The following is a 14,346-nucleotide window of genomic DNA, read 5'->3' as shown; positions in this document are numbered from 1 at the left end:
GTTGTCGCCGTGGCGTACCGACCGTGTTCGCGCGCTGCTCGCACTCCCCCCGTATGCCAGAAAACTCCGCATCGTCCGTCACGTCTAGGGGGTGTTGGGCACGCGCGCCCACAATGCGTGCACGCTCCGTCGTACGCCCCTCAAGGGGGCTTGCCAGGGGCATACGGGCAGTCGGGCGAAAAGGATTCCCGTGCTCCGCAGTCCGCGCCGTAGCATGCGCGCCATGGCCAAAGCCCCTGTTCTCACGCCTCAGGCGGAAGACTTCCCTCGCTGGTACCAGGACCTGATCTCCAAGGCCGAACTGGCCGACAACGGGCCAGTGCGCGGCACGATGGTCATCCGACCGTACGGCTACGGCCTGTGGGAGCGGATGCAGCAGGACATGGATGCGCGCATCAAGGAGACCGGCACGCAGAACGCGTACTTCCCGCTCCTGATCCCGCAGTCGTACCTCACCAAGGAAGCCGACCATGTCGAGGGCTTCGCGCCCGAGCTGGCCGTGGTGACGCACGGCGGCGGCAAGGAGCTGGAGGAGCCGGCGGTCGTCCGCCCCACCTCGGAGATGATCGTCAACGCGTCCTTCGCCAAATGGGTGCAGAGCTACCGCGACCTCCCGCTGCTCATCAACCAGTGGGCGAACGTGGTCCGTTGGGAGCTGCGGCCGCGCCTGTTCCTCCGTACGACGGAATTCCTGTGGCAGGAGGGCCACACGGCGCACGCGACGTACGAGGAGGCGCGCGACTTCGCGGCGCGCATCCACCGGCACGTCTACGCGGACTTCATGGAGAACGTGCTCGCCATGGACGTCATCCTGGGACGCAAGACGCCCAAGGAGCGCTTCGCGGGAGCGATCAACACCCTCACCCTGGAAGGGATGATGGGCGACGGCAAGGCCCTCCAGCTGGGCACCAGCCACGAGCTCGGCCAGAACTTCGCCAAGGCGTTCGGTACGCAGTACTTGTCGAAGGACGGCACGCAGGAACTGGTCTGGCAGACCTCCTGGGGCTCGACCACCCGCATGATCGGCGCCCTCGTGATGATGCACGGCGACGACCACGGCCTGCGCGTGCCGCCCCGGCTGGCGCCCGTCCAGGTCGTCGTCCTCGCCATCAAGGGCGACGAAGCGGTGCTCTCCAAGGTGCGCGAGGTCGGCGACGCCCTGAAGGCGGCCGGAATCCGCGTCCAGGTCGACGACCGCACCGACACCCCCTTCGGGCGGCGGGCCGTGGACTGGGAGCTTAAGGGCGTTCCCGTACGTGTCGAGATCGGCCCCCGCGACCTGGAGAACGACACCGCGATGCTCGCCCGCCGCATCCCTGGCGGCAAGACACCGGTGGCCGTCACGGCGCTCGCGGCGGTGCTTCCCAAGATCCTTGAGGAGGACCAGGCGCTGCTCCTCGCCCAGGCACGGGAGCGGCGCGAACTGCGTACGACCGACGTGACGACGGTCGGCGAGGCGGTGGAGGCTGCCGCGGCGGGCGGCTGGGCGCGCATCCCGTGGGACACCCTCGGCGCGGCGGGCGAGAACGCGCTCGCCGAGCACGGCGTCTCCGTACGGTGTCTGCTCGCGGCGGACGGGTCGGTGCCGGACGCCGATGACGCACCCGGTAACGTCGCGGTCGTGGCACGCGCTTACTGAGGCCGAAACGACACTTGCGTTTCCGACGCCCCGGCGCGCGGCTCCGTCTACGCGCCGGGGCGTACGTGTGCCTACGCACCACCTTGTTGTGAGCTGTGAGCCTTCTCCACAGATCGGCGCACCCGCCCTCGTCAGGACGCATGAGCGGCAACTGACTGGTACGTGCAAAATATTTGGGATGGCCCGGAATAGGAACACAGAGGCACCCCGGCTCGTTGTCACGACGTGAGCACGACACCACCTGTTCTCGCCGCAGAGCTGGCAGGGGCGTGGGCCGACATTCAGCGGCACCACCCCGAACTGCCGGATCTTGCCGCGCCCGAATCCCTGATCGGGGAGTCGTCGTCCGCCTGCGGGCACGAGCTCTCCTTCGAGCGACTCCTCCATGAGGCAGTCCACGGCATCGCCGCAGCGCGCGGAATCCGCGACACCTCGCGCGCCGGCCGCTACCACAACCGCAGATTCCTGGCCATCGCCGAGGAGTTGGGGCTCGACCACCCCGAGGAGCCGCACCCCAGCAGCGGCTTCTCGCTGGTCACGCTGAACTCCGAGGCGAAGCAGCGCTACCGGCAGACCATCGAGCGCCTTCAGCGGGCGCTGAAGGCCCACACGGTGGCGACCGCCGCGGACACCAAGCGCAGCTTCCGCGGTCCTGCCGCGCGGCACGGCTCCTCCGGGGGCGGCGTCCGCGTGAAGGCCGTCTGCGACTGCGGCCGCAATGTGCGCGTCGTGCCGTCGGTCCTCGCCCAGGCCCCCATCGTGTGCGGCGGCTGCGGCAAGCCGTTCCGCATCCCGGAGGTCGTGGGCGCCGCCGTGGGGTGAGTGCCCCGGTCCTGGTGGGGCGGCCGCATGCGGGTTCGGCCGCCCCGGCGAGGTGTGGCACAATGGCTAGCTGTACTCGACAGTCGCACAGGACCCCTCTCTCCTCCGGCTGACGCGTCCATCGGGCACTCGGGTACCGCAACCCCACGCGGCAATCTCGCCGTGCCCACCCACGTCAACACCAGGAGACACCACTCCCGTGGCAGTCAAGATCAAGCTGAAGCGTCTGGGCAAGATCCGTTCGCCTCACTACCGCATCGTCGTCGCCGACTCCCGTACCCGCCGTGACGGCCGGGCCATCGAGGAGATCGGCCTGTACCACCCGGTGCAGAACCCGTCGCGCATCGAGGTCGACTCGGAGCGCGCGCAGTACTGGCTGAGCGTCGGCGCGCAGCCGACCGAGCCGGTCATGGCCATCCTGAAGCTCACCGGCGACTGGCAGAAGCACAAGGGTCTGCCCGCCCCGGAGCCGCTGAAGGTCGCCGAGCCGAAGAAGGCCCGCCCCTCCTTCGAGGCGCTGGCCACGGCCGACGAGCCCAAGGGTGAGGCCATCACCCAGAAGAAGAAGGCTGAGAAGAAGGACGAGGCCGCTGAGGCTGCGTCCGAGTCGACCGAGGCCTGAGCATGCTCGAGGAGGCTCTTGAGCACCTCGTGAAGGGCATTGTCGACAACCCCGACGATGTGCAGGTCGCCTCGCGCAACCTGCGCCGCGGGCGCGTTCTCGAGGTTCGGGTCCACCCCGACGACCTCGGCAAGGTGATCGGCCGCAACGGCCGCACCGCGCGTGCACTGCGTACCGTCGTGGGCGCCATCGGCGGCCGCGGAGTCCGCGTCGACCTCGTCGACGTCGACCAGGTTCGCTGACAAAGTTGAACACCGGCTCGGGCCGGGGAGGGCTTACGGGCCGTCCCCGGCCTTAGTCGTTTTTTGAGCTCCAGTGGCTCCAGTGGTTGGACAGGAGAGTTTCCGACGTGCAGTTGGTAGTCGGGCGCATCGGGCGCGCCCACGGCATCAAGGGTGAGGTCACCGTCGAGGTGCGCACCGACGAGCCCGAGCTGCGGCTCGGCCCCGGCGCCGTGCTCGCCACGGACCCGGCCGCCACGGGCCCCCTCACCATCGAATCCGGCCGGGTGCACTCGGGCCGTCTCCTGCTGCGCTTCGAGGGCGTACGCGACCGGACCGGCGCGGAGGCGCTGCGCAACACCCTCCTCATCGCCGAGGTCGACCCGGAGGAGTTGCCGGAGGACGAGGACGAGTTCTACGACCACCAGCTCATGGACCTCGACGTCGTCACGGTCGACGGCACCGAGGTCGGCCGCATCACGGAGATCTCGCACCTGCCCTCGCAGGACCTCTTCATCGTGGAGCGGCCCGACGGCAGCGAGGTCATGATCCCGTTCGTCGAGGAGATCGTCACCGAGATCGACCTCGAGGAGCAGAAGGCGATCATCGATCCGCCGCCGGGCCTGATCGACGACCGTGCCGAGATCGCCTCCACGCGCGAGGACTCGTAATGCGCCTCGACGTCGTCACGATCTTCCCCGAGTACCTGGAACCGCTGAACGTCTCCCTGGTGGGCAAGGCACGCGCGCGCGGCCAACTCGGTGTCCACGTGCACGACTTGCGGGACTGGACGCACGACCGGCACAACACGGTCGACGACACCCCCTACGGCGGAGGCCCCGGCATGGTCATGAAGACCGAGCCGTGGGGCGAGTGCCTCGACGACGTGCTGGCCGACGGGTACGAGAGCGGGGCCCACGGGCCCGTCCTGGTCGTCCCGACGCCCAGCGGCCGTCCCTTCACCCAGGAACTCGCCGTAGAGCTCTCCGAGCGCCCCTGGCTGGTCTTCACGCCGGCGCGCTACGAGGGCATCGACCGCCGTGTCATCGACGAGTACGCGACCCGTATGCCGGTCTACGAGGTCTCCATCGGCGACTACGTCCTCGCGGGCGGGGAAGCCGCGGTGCTCGTCGTCACGGAGGCCGTGGCCCGCCTGCTGCCGGGTGTCCTCGGCAACGCGGCCTCGCACCAGGACGACTCCTTCGCGCCGGGCGCCATGGCCAACCTCCTCGAAGGGCCCGTCTACACCAAGCCTCCGGAGTGGCGCGGCCGGGACATCCCCGACGTGCTGCTCAGCGGCCACCACGGCAAGATCGCGCGCTGGCGGCGGGACGAGGCGCTGCGCCGCACCACCCGCAACCGGCCCGACCTGATCGAGCGCACCGACCCGAAGGCCTTCGACAAGAAGGACCGCGAGATGCTCTCGATCCTGGGCTGGGGCCCCGGCCCCGACGGACGATTTGGGCCAACGCCCGGAGCCGTGGAAGAATAGGCCGCTGCTGTACGTCCAGCCTGCGCCCCTGCCACAGGGGGAACGACCGGCATTGCTCCCCACACGCGGGGATGGTCCAGACGCAAGGCCCGACGCGATCAGCTACCGAAACTCATCGCATACCTCCCGCCGATGACCTGTGGCATCGGCGAAGAAAGCAGACGATCATGTCTCACCTGCTCGACTCCGTCGACTCCGCGTCGCTGCGCAGCGACATCCCGGCCTTCCGCCCGGGTGACACCGTCAACGTCCACGTCCGCGTCATCGAGGGCAACCGCTCCCGTGTGCAGCAGTTCAAGGGCGTAGTCATCCGCCGCCAGGGCGCCGGTGTCCGCGAGACCTTCACGGTCCGCAAGGTCTCCTTCTCCGTGGGCGTCGAGCGCACCTTCCCGGTGCACACCCCGATCGTCGAGAAGATCGAGCTCGTCACCAAGGGTGACGTGCGTCGCGCCAAGCTGTACTACCTGCGCGACCTGCGCGGCAAGGCTGCGAAGATCAAGGAGAAGCGCGAGAACTGAGCCGCTCGGCGCCCCTGGGGGCGTCAGCGCATCTCGCGTACGGAGTCCACAAGGGAGCCGGATAGCATCTGGCCTCGATGGACACCGAAGCACAGCATGTGGAGCGCGACCGCTCCTCCGAGCCCCTCGAGATCACCTCAGAGGGCGAGGAGGGCCGGTCGCGCTCCTCTTTGCTCTCCCGGGGCATCGACGCGGTCGCGGCCTGGCTGCCCGGTGGCCGCATCACGCTCTCCCTGCTGCTGTGCATGGCGTTCCTGCTGGCCGTCAGCGTCTTCGTGATGCAGCCGTTCCAGATCCCCAGCGGCTCGATGGAGACCACATTGAGGGTCGGGGACCGCGTTCTCGTAAATAAGTTGGCGTACCGTTTCGGTGCCGAACCGGAGCGCGGGGACGTGGTCGTCTTCGACGGCAGCGGGTACTTCGGTGACGCCGACTACATCAAGCGCGTCGTGGGCGTAGGGGGCGATCATGTCGTCTGCTGCGACAGCAAGGGGAGGATCGAGGTGAACGGGCAGTCCGTGGACGAGCGCTCCTTGTTGCACGCGCACGACGCGGCTTCAGAGGTGCGGTTCGACATCGAGGTTCCCGAAGGCACCCTCTTTCTGCTCGGCGACCACCGCAGTGACTCCCGCGACTCCCGCGACTACCTGGGTGCCCCGGGCGGCGGGTTCGTCCCCGTCGGCCATGTGATCGGCAAGGCCGAGTGGATCGCGTGGCCGACCGGACACTGGCACTCCTTGTCACGCGAAGACGTCTACGCGCGCGTGTCCGCGCACGGCGGTGCCCATGGGTAGCCGCGGGAAGCGGGCCGGTCACCGGGGCGACACCCGGCTGCCCACCGGGAGCCGGCCCACCAGCGGGCCCGCCCTGCCCGGCCGCGCGGAGCGCCGCAAACTCGCGCGGAAGGTGAAGCGGCGCAGAAGGCGCTCCGCGATCAAGGAGATACCTCTCCTCATAGGCGTGGCTCTGCTGATCGCCCTCGTCCTGAAGACGTTCCTGTTGCAGGCCTTCGTGATCCCGTCGGGCTCCATGGAGCAGACGATCAAGATCGGCGACCGGGTCGTGGTCGACAAGCTCACCCCCTGGTTCGGTGCCAAGGTGCAGCGCGGTGACGTCGTCGTCTTCAAGGACCCCGGCAAGTGGCTGGAGCAGGAGACCGGGCAGACGAAGGACGACCCCGTCGGCGTCAAGCAGATCAAGGAAGGCCTGACCTGGATCGGGCTGCTGCCGTCCGACGACGAGCGCGACCTGATCAAGCGGGTCGTCGGCGTGGGCGGCGACACCGTGAAGTGCTGCGACAAGCAGGGCCGCGTCACCGTCAACGGGACGCCGCTGAACGAGACCGCGTACATCCACCCCGGCAACGCCCCCTCCAAGTTCGACTTCTCGGTGAAGGTGCCCGAGGGCCGTCTCTTCGTGATGGGCGACCACCGCGCCAACTCGGCGGACTCGCGCTACCACCTCACCGAGGGGTTCAGCGGGACCGTCTCCGAGGACTCGGTCGTGGGACGGGCGCGCGCCATCGTGTGGCCGGTCGGCCACTGGACCACGCTCGGTGAGCCGGACACGTTCTCCGCCGTGGCCGACGCGCACGGCGCCGGATCGACCGCGGCCTCCGGCATGTCGCATAGGGTGGCCACCGCGAACAGTGCCGCCTCGAATGCGAACTCATCGAATTCGGACGGATTGATCCCCCTCCCGAGCCCTGCGGAACTCCCGCTCGTTATGGGAGTGGTGGGCCTGCATCGCGTAGGGATCAGGCAGCGGCACGGAGTGAGGAGTGGATGTGGGGGACGTGGCGGTCGGCGCACGGTCAGGGCATGGGCCCGAGGAGCAGCCCGGGCGATCCGACGACGCGGCGAGTCCGGCCGCGACGGACCCGGTCGTCGAGAACGGTGACGGGGTGGACGCATCCTCCGCGGGCGCCTCGGAGTCCGGTGACGGCGAATCCGGGACCAAGCAGAAGAAGCCCCGCTCCTTCTGGAAGGAGCTGCCGCTCCTCATCGTCATCGCGCTGGTCCTGGCCCTGGTGATCAAGACTTTCCTGGTCCAGGCGTTCTCGATCCCGTCGGCCTCGATGGAGAACACGCTGCAGATCGGCGACCGCGTACTCGTCGACAAGCTCACGCCGTGGTTCGGCTCCGAGCCCGAGCGCGGCGAGGTCATCGTCTTCCACGACCCGGACGGCTGGCTGGAGGGCGAACCCACCGCCGATCCGAACCCCGTGCAGAAGGTGCTCAGCTGGGTCGGCCTGATGCCGTCCGCCGACGAGAAGGACCTCATCAAGCGCGTCATCGGGGTCGCCGGCGACACCGTCGAGTGCAAGGGCACGGGCCCGCTCAAGGTGAACGGCAAGGCGCTCAACGAGCCGTACGTCTACCCGGACAACACCCCGTGCAGCGCCGACAACATGGGCGGGACCTTCAAGGTGAAGGTTCCTGAGGGCAAAGTTTGGGTCATGGGCGATCACCGCCAGGACTCGATGGACTCCCGCTACCACCAGAACGACGTGAACAAGGGCTTCGTCCCGGTCGACAACGTCGTGGGCCGCGCCATCGTCGTCGCCTGGCCGCCCACGCACTGGTCGACGCTGCCGGTGCCGGACACCTTCGACCAGTCCGGGATCAACGCGGCGGCGAGTGCCGCGCCGGGTGCCCTCGGTCTGGCCGGCGCCGTGCCGCTGGTGCTGTGGCGCAGGCGCAAGATCAACAAGAGCCTTACCGAGGGAAACACCGGGGTTTCTGCGACCGGTACCGCCGGGTAGGGTGCCGTCCCAGATCGCCGATCTTCGGTGGCCCGAGCCGTTTCGGGGCCGGGCCACGAGGTCGATTTCTCCGACGCGGGGGAGCAACTGGGATGAGCAGGACACGTCGTACGGCCGAGGGCCGCGGCAAGGTCGGCAGCGCGCTGTCGGGCATAGCCGTGGCCCTCGGCTGTGTGCTGTTCCTCGGCGGGTTCGTGTGGGGCGCCTTCGTGTACCAGCCGTACACGGTGCCGACCGACTCCATGACGCCGACGATCGGCGCGGGTGACCGGGTGCTCGCGCAGCGGATCGACGGCAGTGAGGTCAAGCGCGGCGACGTCGTCGTCTTCCAGGAGGCGAGCTGGGGCGAGCTGCCCATGGTCAAGCGGGTCGTCGGCGTCGGCGGGGACACCATCGCCTGCTGCACGGACGGCAAGCTGACCGTCAACGGCAAGAAGATCGACGAACCGTATCTGCCGGCCGGCAAGAACGCCTCCCTGACCGGCATCAAGTCCACGACCGTCCCCGAGGGCCGGCTCTTCCTGCTCGGTGACGAGCGCAGCGGCTCTTTGGACTCCAGCGTCCACCTCGGCGACGGCGAGCACGGCTCGGTGGAGCGCGGAGCCGTACAGGCCCGGGTGGACGCCGTGGCCTGGCCCATGAACGGCATGCTGGCGAAGCCCACCGGGTTCGAGGAACTGCCCGGCGGGATCTCGCGGCCGGGGCCGCTCAAGCTGATCGTGACCGCGGTCGTCGTCGGCGCGGTGCTCGTGCTCGGCGGGGCGGCGTACGGGCCGATCGCGAAGCGGGCGCGGCGTTCGCGGACCCGGGCGCCGGAGCCGGTGCGTGCCTGAGCTCGGCAGCGAACTGCGCAAGGTGGCCCGGGTCGTCCTGCTCGACCCGCAGGACCGCCTCCTGCTGCTGCACGGGCACCAACCCGGCGACAGTGCGGACGACTGGTGGTTCACGCCCGGCGGCGGCCTGGAGGGCGACGAGACGCGTGAGCAGGCGGCGCTGCGGGAACTCGCCGAGGAGACCGGCATCACGGACGCCGAGCTGGGTCCCGTGCTGTGGCGGCGGATCTGCTCGTTCCCGTTCGACGGCCGACGCTGGGACCAGGACGAGTGGTACTTCCTGGCCCGTACGGCATCGCCGGCGGCGCACGCGGTGATCAACGAAGAGGGCCTGACCGACCTGGAACGACGCAGCGTCGCCGGAGCACGTTGGTGGACGTACGCGGAACTGGCCGAAGCGCATGAGACGGTGTATCCGACCAGACTCGCCGAGCTGCTGAACCGGCTGCTCGTCGAGGGTCCCCCGAGCCGGCCGCTGGATCTCGACACGGAAATCGTCTAGAGGCCCCAGAGGCTGGCGCACAATAGGGGGACGCACGGCTGAAGGGGAACATGCCATGAGCGCCGAGGACCTCGAGAAGTACGAGACCGAGATGGAGCTGAAGCTCTACCGGGAGTACCGCGACGTCGTCGGGCTGTTCAAATATGTGATCGAGACCGAGCGTCGTTTCTACCTCACCAATGACTACGAGATGCAGGTGCACTCGGTCCAGGGTGAGGTGTTCTTCGAGGTGTCGATGGCGGACGCCTGGGTCTGGGACATGTACCGGCCCGCTCGTTTCGTGAAGCAGGTGCGGGTGCTCACGTTCAAGGACGTGAACATCGAGGAGCTCAACAAGAGCGATCTGGAGCTTCCCGGCAGTTGAGCCGTGGCGCCGGCCCACGTGGGGCTGGCGGAGTTTTCCACAACCCGTAGGTAGTTCACCAAGATCCACTTCTTCTTCGCCCTTGCCTCAGCGTGGGTGTCGGAGGTGGTGCCGACGTGAACGCACGGGGCGCGATGGGGAAGTACGGCGAGGACCTGGCCGCGAGGCGGCTGGCCGACGCCGGGATGACGGTGCTCGCGAGGAACTGGCGCGCGGGCCGACGCGGTGAGATCGACATCGTGGCGCGGGACGGCGACGCGATCGTCGTCTGCGAGGTCAAGACGCGCAGAGGGCAGAGCGGATCCGGCGGGGCCTTCGAGCATCCGATGGCCGCGATCACCCCGGTCAAGGCGCGAAGGCTGCGGGATCTCGCCGAGCGCTGGGTGCAGGAACACGGGGGAGCGCCACCGGGCGGCGTCCGCATCGACCTGGTGGGCGTGGTGCTCCCGGAGCGCGGAGCGCCCCGCGTCGAGCACGTGCGGGGGGTGTCCTGATGGGGTTCGCGCGTACGTGTTCCGTGGCCCTGGTGGGTGTCGAGGGCGTCGTCGTCGAGGTACAGGCGGATCTGGAGCCGGGCATCGCGGCGTTCACGCTCGTGGGGCTGCCCGACAAGAGCCTGGTCGAGAGCCGGGATCGAGTGAGGGCCGCCGTGGTCAACTCCGGGGCGGACTGGCCGCAGAAGAAGCTCACGGTGGGGCTCAGCCCGGCGTCCGTGCCCAAGGGCGGTTCGGGATTCGATCTCGCTGTCGCGTGCGCAGTTCTTGGCGCCGCCGAGCGGATCGATCCCCGGATCCTCGCCGACATCGTGATGATCGGGGAGCTGGGGCTCGACGGGCGGGTGCGACCCGTCCGGGGCGTGCTGCCGGCCGTCCTCGCCGCCGCCGACGCGGGCTACGAACAGGTCGTGGTTCCCGAGAGCACGGCGGGCGAGGCGGCCCTGGTGCCGGGGATCTCCGTCCTCGGAGTGCGCAGTCTGCGCCAGCTCATCGCCGTGCTCACGGACGAGCCCGTGCCGGAGGAGGAGCCGACGGAGCGGGGCCGCCCCGATCCGATGCTCGCCGGGCTCAGCATGCCGGGCAGCGGGGCGGGCACCGGTCTGGGCGGTCCGCTGAACGAGGGGCACGGGCTCGATCTCGCCGATGTCGTCGGGCAGTTGTCGGCCCGCACCGCGATCGAGGTCGCAGCCGCGGGCGGGCACCACGTGATGCTGTCGGGGCCGCCGGGCGCGGGCAAGACGATGCTCGCCGAGCGGCTGCCGGCCATCCTGCCGCCGCTCACCCGCGAGGAGTCCCTGGAGGTCACGGCGATCCACTCGGTGGCCGGGATGCTGCCGCCGGGCAAGTCCATGATCGACACCGCGCCGTACTGCGCACCGCACCACTCGGCGACCATGCAGTCCCTCGTCGGAGGAGGTCCTGGGGTGGCGCGGCCGGGGGCGGTCTCGCTGTCGCACCGCGGGGTGCTGTTCCTGGACGAGGCGCCGGAGTTCAGCTCGCGGGCGCTCGACGCCCTGCGACAGCCGCTCGAATCGGGGCACGTGGTGATCGCCCGCAGCGCCGGGGTGGTGCGGCTGCCCGCACGGTTCCTGATGGCCTTGGCCGCGAACCCCTGCCCCTGTGGGCAGTACCGGGCGCTGGGCGGCGAGTGCGACTGCCCGCCGGCTACCGTCCGGCGCTATCAGGCACGGCTCTCCGGGCCGCTGCTCGACCGGGTCGACCTGCGGGTCGAGGTGGACGCCGTCACGCGCAACGAACTGGCCGGGTACGGACCGCGGGGCGAGAGCACCCAGGTCGTCGCGGACCGGGTGCGCGAGGCCAGGGAGCGGGCCGTCGCGCGGCTCGTGGACACGCCCTGGCGGACCAACAGCGAGGTGCCGGGCCATGCCCTGCGCACCCGCTGGCCCACCGCGCCCGGCGCCCTGGACGAGGCCGAACTGGACCTGGAGCGCGGCTTCTTGACGGCGCGCGGACTCGACCGGGTGCTGCGGGTGGCCTGGACCGTGGCGGACCTCGCCGGGCACGAGCGGCCCTTCGCCCAGGACGTGGCCCTCGCGCTGCAGCTGAGGACCGGGATCTCGCGCGGGGTGCCGATGACGATCGGGGCGGCGGGGTGACGGGCGCCGGCGCGATCCCCGAGCAGCTGCGTCTCGCGCGGGCACGGCTGACGCGGATCGTCGAGCCGGGGTGGGAGCCGGCCGGGCGGTGGCTGAGGGAGTTCGGGGCGGTGGAGACGGTGCGGCGGATCGACGCCGCCGCCGACGGGGACGAGGAGCCGCTGCCCGGGGTGCGGGCCGAGCGCTGGGCGGGGCTCGTGGGGCGGGCCCGTGAAGCGCCGCCGCCCGAGCGGGACTTGGCGCGGGCCGAGGAGTGCGGGGTGCGGTTCGTGTGCCCGGGGGACGCCGAGTGGCCGGGGCAGTTGGACGACCTGGGGGACGCGAAGCCCCTCGGCCTGTGGGTGCGGGGCGGACCGAATCTGCGGATGTGGGCCCTGCGGTCCGTGGCGGTGGTCGGCGCCCGGGCCTGCACCGACTACGGGGTGCGGATGGGCGCGAGCCTCGGCGCCGGGCTCGCCGAGCGGGGGTGGGTCGTCGTCTCGGGCGGGGCGTACGGGGTCGACGCGGCGGCCCACCGCGGGGCGCTCGGGGCGACCGGTGCCACGGTGGCGGTCCTCGCCTGCGGGGTCGACCGTGCCTATCCGCGCGGGCACGCCCAGTTGATCGACCGGGTCGCGGAACAGGGCCTGGTGGTGGGCGAGTTGCCGCCCGGTGACCATCCGACGCCCAGCCGCTTCATCCTGCGGAACCGGGTGATCGCCGCCCTCACCCGCGGCACCGTCGTGGTCGAGGCGGCGTACCGCAGCGGAGCCCTGGGCACGGCCCGCTGGGCGCAACGGCTCGGGAGACATGCGATGGGCGTTCCGGGCCCGGTGACCAGCAGCGTCTCCGCGGGTGTGCATGAACTGCTGCGCAAGGAGGCTGTGCTGGTGACGGACGCGGCGGAAGTCGTGGAGCTGGTCGGGGAGATGGGGGAGCTGGCGCCGGAGCGGCGCGGGCCCGTGCTCTCCCGCGATCTGCTGGCACCGGCGGCGGCGCGGGTGCTCGCGGCGCTGCCGGCGCGCGGGACACGGACGGTCGCGGAGCTGGCGCGGGGGGCCGGGGCGACCGAGGACGAGACGATCGGGAGGTTGTACGAACTGCGCTCGTTGGGGTTCGTCGAACGACACGGCGACGGCTGGCAGTTGACACGCCAGGAGATCCGTTCGGTCTTTCCGGAAGGGGGAGTTCCCTGACGCAGAGTGTTCCGCCGTCCGAATGACCCCCGATGACCTTGGCAATTCCGGCAGTTGGCGCCTCGCACGGTCACCTACGGAGAGGGAGGCGTCGGCGCAAGTCGCTCAACGGAACGTATCTGCGCGCACACGATCCCCTCCCCTTCGCACACTGCGACACTCCAGTCACGCTACGCTCACCAGGATTCGGGTTCGTCCCCTCAAATCCGGAATCAGGCAGGCAGCTCGGCAGCAGTCATCACCAGACAGGCAACACGGCATTTTCACCAGTAAAGCGATCACTCCTCTTCCTCAGTCCCTCGGTACGCAGCAGAACGGCACAAGGCGGCGCATGCCACAGCACACCTCCGGGTCCGACCGGGCGCCGGTACCCCCCGCCGCCCGCGGCTCCAGCGTGCGGCCTCCGGCTCCCTCCTCCCTCGAGGAGCTGTGGAGGTCGTACAAGGCGACGGGCGACGAGCGACTGCGCGAGCAGCTGATCCTGCACTACTCGCCGCTGGTGAAGTACGTCGCGGGGCGGGTCAGTGTGGGGCTGCCGCCCAACGTCGAGCAGGCGGACTTCGTCTCGTCCGGGGTCTTCGGCCTGATCGACGCCATCGAGAAGTTCGACATCGGGCGCGAGATCAAGTTCGAGACGTACGCGATCACCCGGATCCGGGGCGCGATGATCGACGAACTGCGGGCCCTGGACTGGATCCCGCGGTCCGTCCGGCAGAAGGCGCGCAACGTCGAGCGCGCCTACGCCACCCTGGAGGCCAAACTGCGGCGCACCCCGTCGGAGAGCGAGGTGGCCGCCGAGATGGGGGTGGCGCTGGAGGAACTGCACGCCGTTTTCAGCCAGTTGTCGCTGGCGAACGTGGTGGCGCTGGAGGAGCTGCTGCACGTCGGCGGTGAGGGCGGCGACCGGCCGAGCCTGATGGACACGCTCGAGGACCACGCCGCGGACAACCCGGTGGAGGTCGCCGAGGACCGTGAGCTGCGGCGGTTCCTGGCGCGGGCGATCAACACGTTGCCGGACCGGGAGAAGACCGTGGTCACCCTCTACTACTACGAGGGCCTCACGCTCGCCGAGATCGGGAACGTGCTCGGGGTGACCGAGAGCCGGGTCAGTCAGATCCACACGAAGTCGGTGCTGCAGCTGCGGGCGAAGCTGGCCAGTTTCGGACGGTGAGGAGTGGCTGCTTCCCGGTGGTGAGGAATCGTCCCTGCCGGGCCGGGCGGACGGTGCGGCTCCCGCCATGAGCGGCGCGTCCGTAAAGTGGAGACGTGCCAAGGATTCGA

The 14,346-nt window shown here is 70.0% G+C and carries 17 protein-coding genes; all 17 read left to right on the top strand.

The annotated features are described in order from the left end of the window. The first annotated feature begins 223 nt into the window (after positions 1 to 223). On the top strand, positions 224 to 1,639 hold the full coding sequence (gene proS, locus AB0L37_RS25725; protein WP_365509892.1) for a proline--tRNA ligase: 1,416 nt from the start codon (positions 224 to 226) through the stop codon (positions 1,637 to 1,639). A gap of 225 nt (positions 1,640 to 1,864) precedes the next feature. Beyond that, positions 1,865 to 2,461: a hypothetical protein gene (locus AB0L37_RS25720; RefSeq protein ID WP_338700983.1), complete on the top strand. Its 597-nt coding sequence runs from the start codon at positions 1,865 to 1,867 to the stop codon at positions 2,459 to 2,461. 199 nt (positions 2,462 to 2,660) lie between these two features. Continuing rightward, positions 2,661 to 3,083 (top strand): 30S ribosomal protein S16, encoded by a 423-nt coding sequence (gene rpsP, locus AB0L37_RS25715; protein WP_018531091.1) that lies wholly within the window; start codon positions 2,661 to 2,663, stop codon positions 3,081 to 3,083. 2 nt (positions 3,084 to 3,085) lie between these two features. Next, positions 3,086 to 3,325, top strand: a complete 240-nt coding sequence (locus AB0L37_RS25710) for an RNA-binding protein (RefSeq protein WP_014176063.1) — start codon at positions 3,086 to 3,088, stop codon at positions 3,323 to 3,325. Positions 3,326 to 3,432: 107 nt separating this feature from the next. Next, positions 3,433 to 3,975: a ribosome maturation factor RimM gene (gene rimM / locus AB0L37_RS25705; protein WP_365509887.1), complete on the top strand. Its 543-nt coding sequence runs from the start codon at positions 3,433 to 3,435 to the stop codon at positions 3,973 to 3,975. Continuing rightward, on the top strand, positions 3,975 to 4,796 hold the full coding sequence (trmD, locus tag AB0L37_RS25700; RefSeq protein ID WP_365509884.1) for a tRNA (guanosine(37)-N1)-methyltransferase TrmD: 822 nt from the start codon (positions 3,975 to 3,977) through the stop codon (positions 4,794 to 4,796). Before rimM ends, trmD begins: the two co-directional genes overlap by 1 nt. 167 nt (positions 4,797 to 4,963) lie before the next feature. After that, positions 4,964 to 5,314 (top strand): 50S ribosomal protein L19, encoded by a 351-nt coding sequence (gene rplS / locus AB0L37_RS25695; protein ID WP_016638799.1) that lies wholly within the window; start codon positions 4,964 to 4,966, stop codon positions 5,312 to 5,314. A gap of 77 nt (positions 5,315 to 5,391) precedes the next feature. Next, positions 5,392 to 6,108 (top strand): signal peptidase I, encoded by a 717-nt coding sequence (lepB, locus tag AB0L37_RS25690; protein WP_365509881.1) that lies wholly within the window; start codon positions 5,392 to 5,394, stop codon positions 6,106 to 6,108. After that, on the top strand, positions 6,101 to 7,213 hold the full coding sequence (lepB, locus tag AB0L37_RS25685; RefSeq protein WP_365509878.1) for a signal peptidase I: 1,113 nt from the start codon (positions 6,101 to 6,103) through the stop codon (positions 7,211 to 7,213). Before lepB (AB0L37_RS25690) ends, lepB (AB0L37_RS25685) begins: the two co-directional genes overlap by 8 nt. Continuing rightward, the gene (lepB, locus tag AB0L37_RS25680; protein ID WP_365509875.1) at positions 7,101 to 8,078 is read left to right on the top strand and encodes a signal peptidase I; all 978 of its coding nucleotides are present in this window, start codon (positions 7,101 to 7,103) and stop codon (positions 8,076 to 8,078) included. Before lepB (AB0L37_RS25685) ends, lepB (AB0L37_RS25680) begins: the two co-directional genes overlap by 113 nt. 92 nt (positions 8,079 to 8,170) lie before the next feature. Continuing rightward, positions 8,171 to 8,911: a signal peptidase I gene (gene lepB, locus AB0L37_RS25675; protein WP_365509872.1), complete on the top strand. Its 741-nt coding sequence runs from the start codon at positions 8,171 to 8,173 to the stop codon at positions 8,909 to 8,911. Continuing rightward, entirely contained in the window at positions 8,904 to 9,413 is a 510-nt protein-coding gene (locus tag AB0L37_RS25670) for an NUDIX hydrolase (protein WP_365509869.1), read from the top strand. The genes lepB (AB0L37_RS25675) and AB0L37_RS25670 overlap by 8 nt, the downstream gene beginning before the upstream one ends. 55 nt (positions 9,414 to 9,468) lie before the next feature. Next, the gene (locus AB0L37_RS25665; protein ID WP_005311352.1) at positions 9,469 to 9,777 is read left to right on the top strand and encodes a DUF2469 domain-containing protein; all 309 of its coding nucleotides are present in this window, start codon (positions 9,469 to 9,471) and stop codon (positions 9,775 to 9,777) included. Positions 9,778 to 9,911: 134 nt separating this feature from the next. Further along, the gene (locus AB0L37_RS25660) at positions 9,912 to 10,271 is read left to right on the top strand and encodes a YraN family protein (RefSeq protein ID WP_365510112.1); all 360 of its coding nucleotides are present in this window, start codon (positions 9,912 to 9,914) and stop codon (positions 10,269 to 10,271) included. After that, positions 10,271 to 11,890 carry a YifB family Mg chelatase-like AAA ATPase gene (locus AB0L37_RS25655; protein ID WP_365509866.1) on the top strand — a complete coding sequence of 540 codons (1,620 nt, stop codon included), beginning with the start codon at positions 10,271 to 10,273 and terminating at the stop codon, positions 11,888 to 11,890. Before AB0L37_RS25660 ends, AB0L37_RS25655 begins: the two co-directional genes overlap by 1 nt. Next, on the top strand, positions 11,887 to 13,065 hold the full coding sequence (gene dprA, locus AB0L37_RS25650) for a DNA-processing protein DprA (RefSeq protein ID WP_365509863.1): 1,179 nt from the start codon (positions 11,887 to 11,889) through the stop codon (positions 13,063 to 13,065). Before AB0L37_RS25655 ends, dprA begins: the two co-directional genes overlap by 4 nt. A gap of 331 nt (positions 13,066 to 13,396) precedes the next feature. Then, a complete protein-coding gene (whiG, locus tag AB0L37_RS25645; RefSeq protein ID WP_365509860.1) occupies positions 13,397 to 14,236 on the top strand; it encodes an RNA polymerase sigma factor WhiG in 840 nt (279 codons plus the stop codon). The last annotated feature ends 110 nt before the right edge of the window (positions 14,237 to 14,346 follow it).

It is taken from the genome of Streptomyces sp. NPDC052225 (assembly GCF_040679615.1).
Taxonomy (GTDB): Bacteria; Actinomycetota; Actinomycetes; order Streptomycetales; family Streptomycetaceae; genus Streptomyces.
The sequence above is the reverse complement of the archived record's forward strand: the minus strand, read 5'-3'. Positions and strand labels throughout refer to the sequence as shown.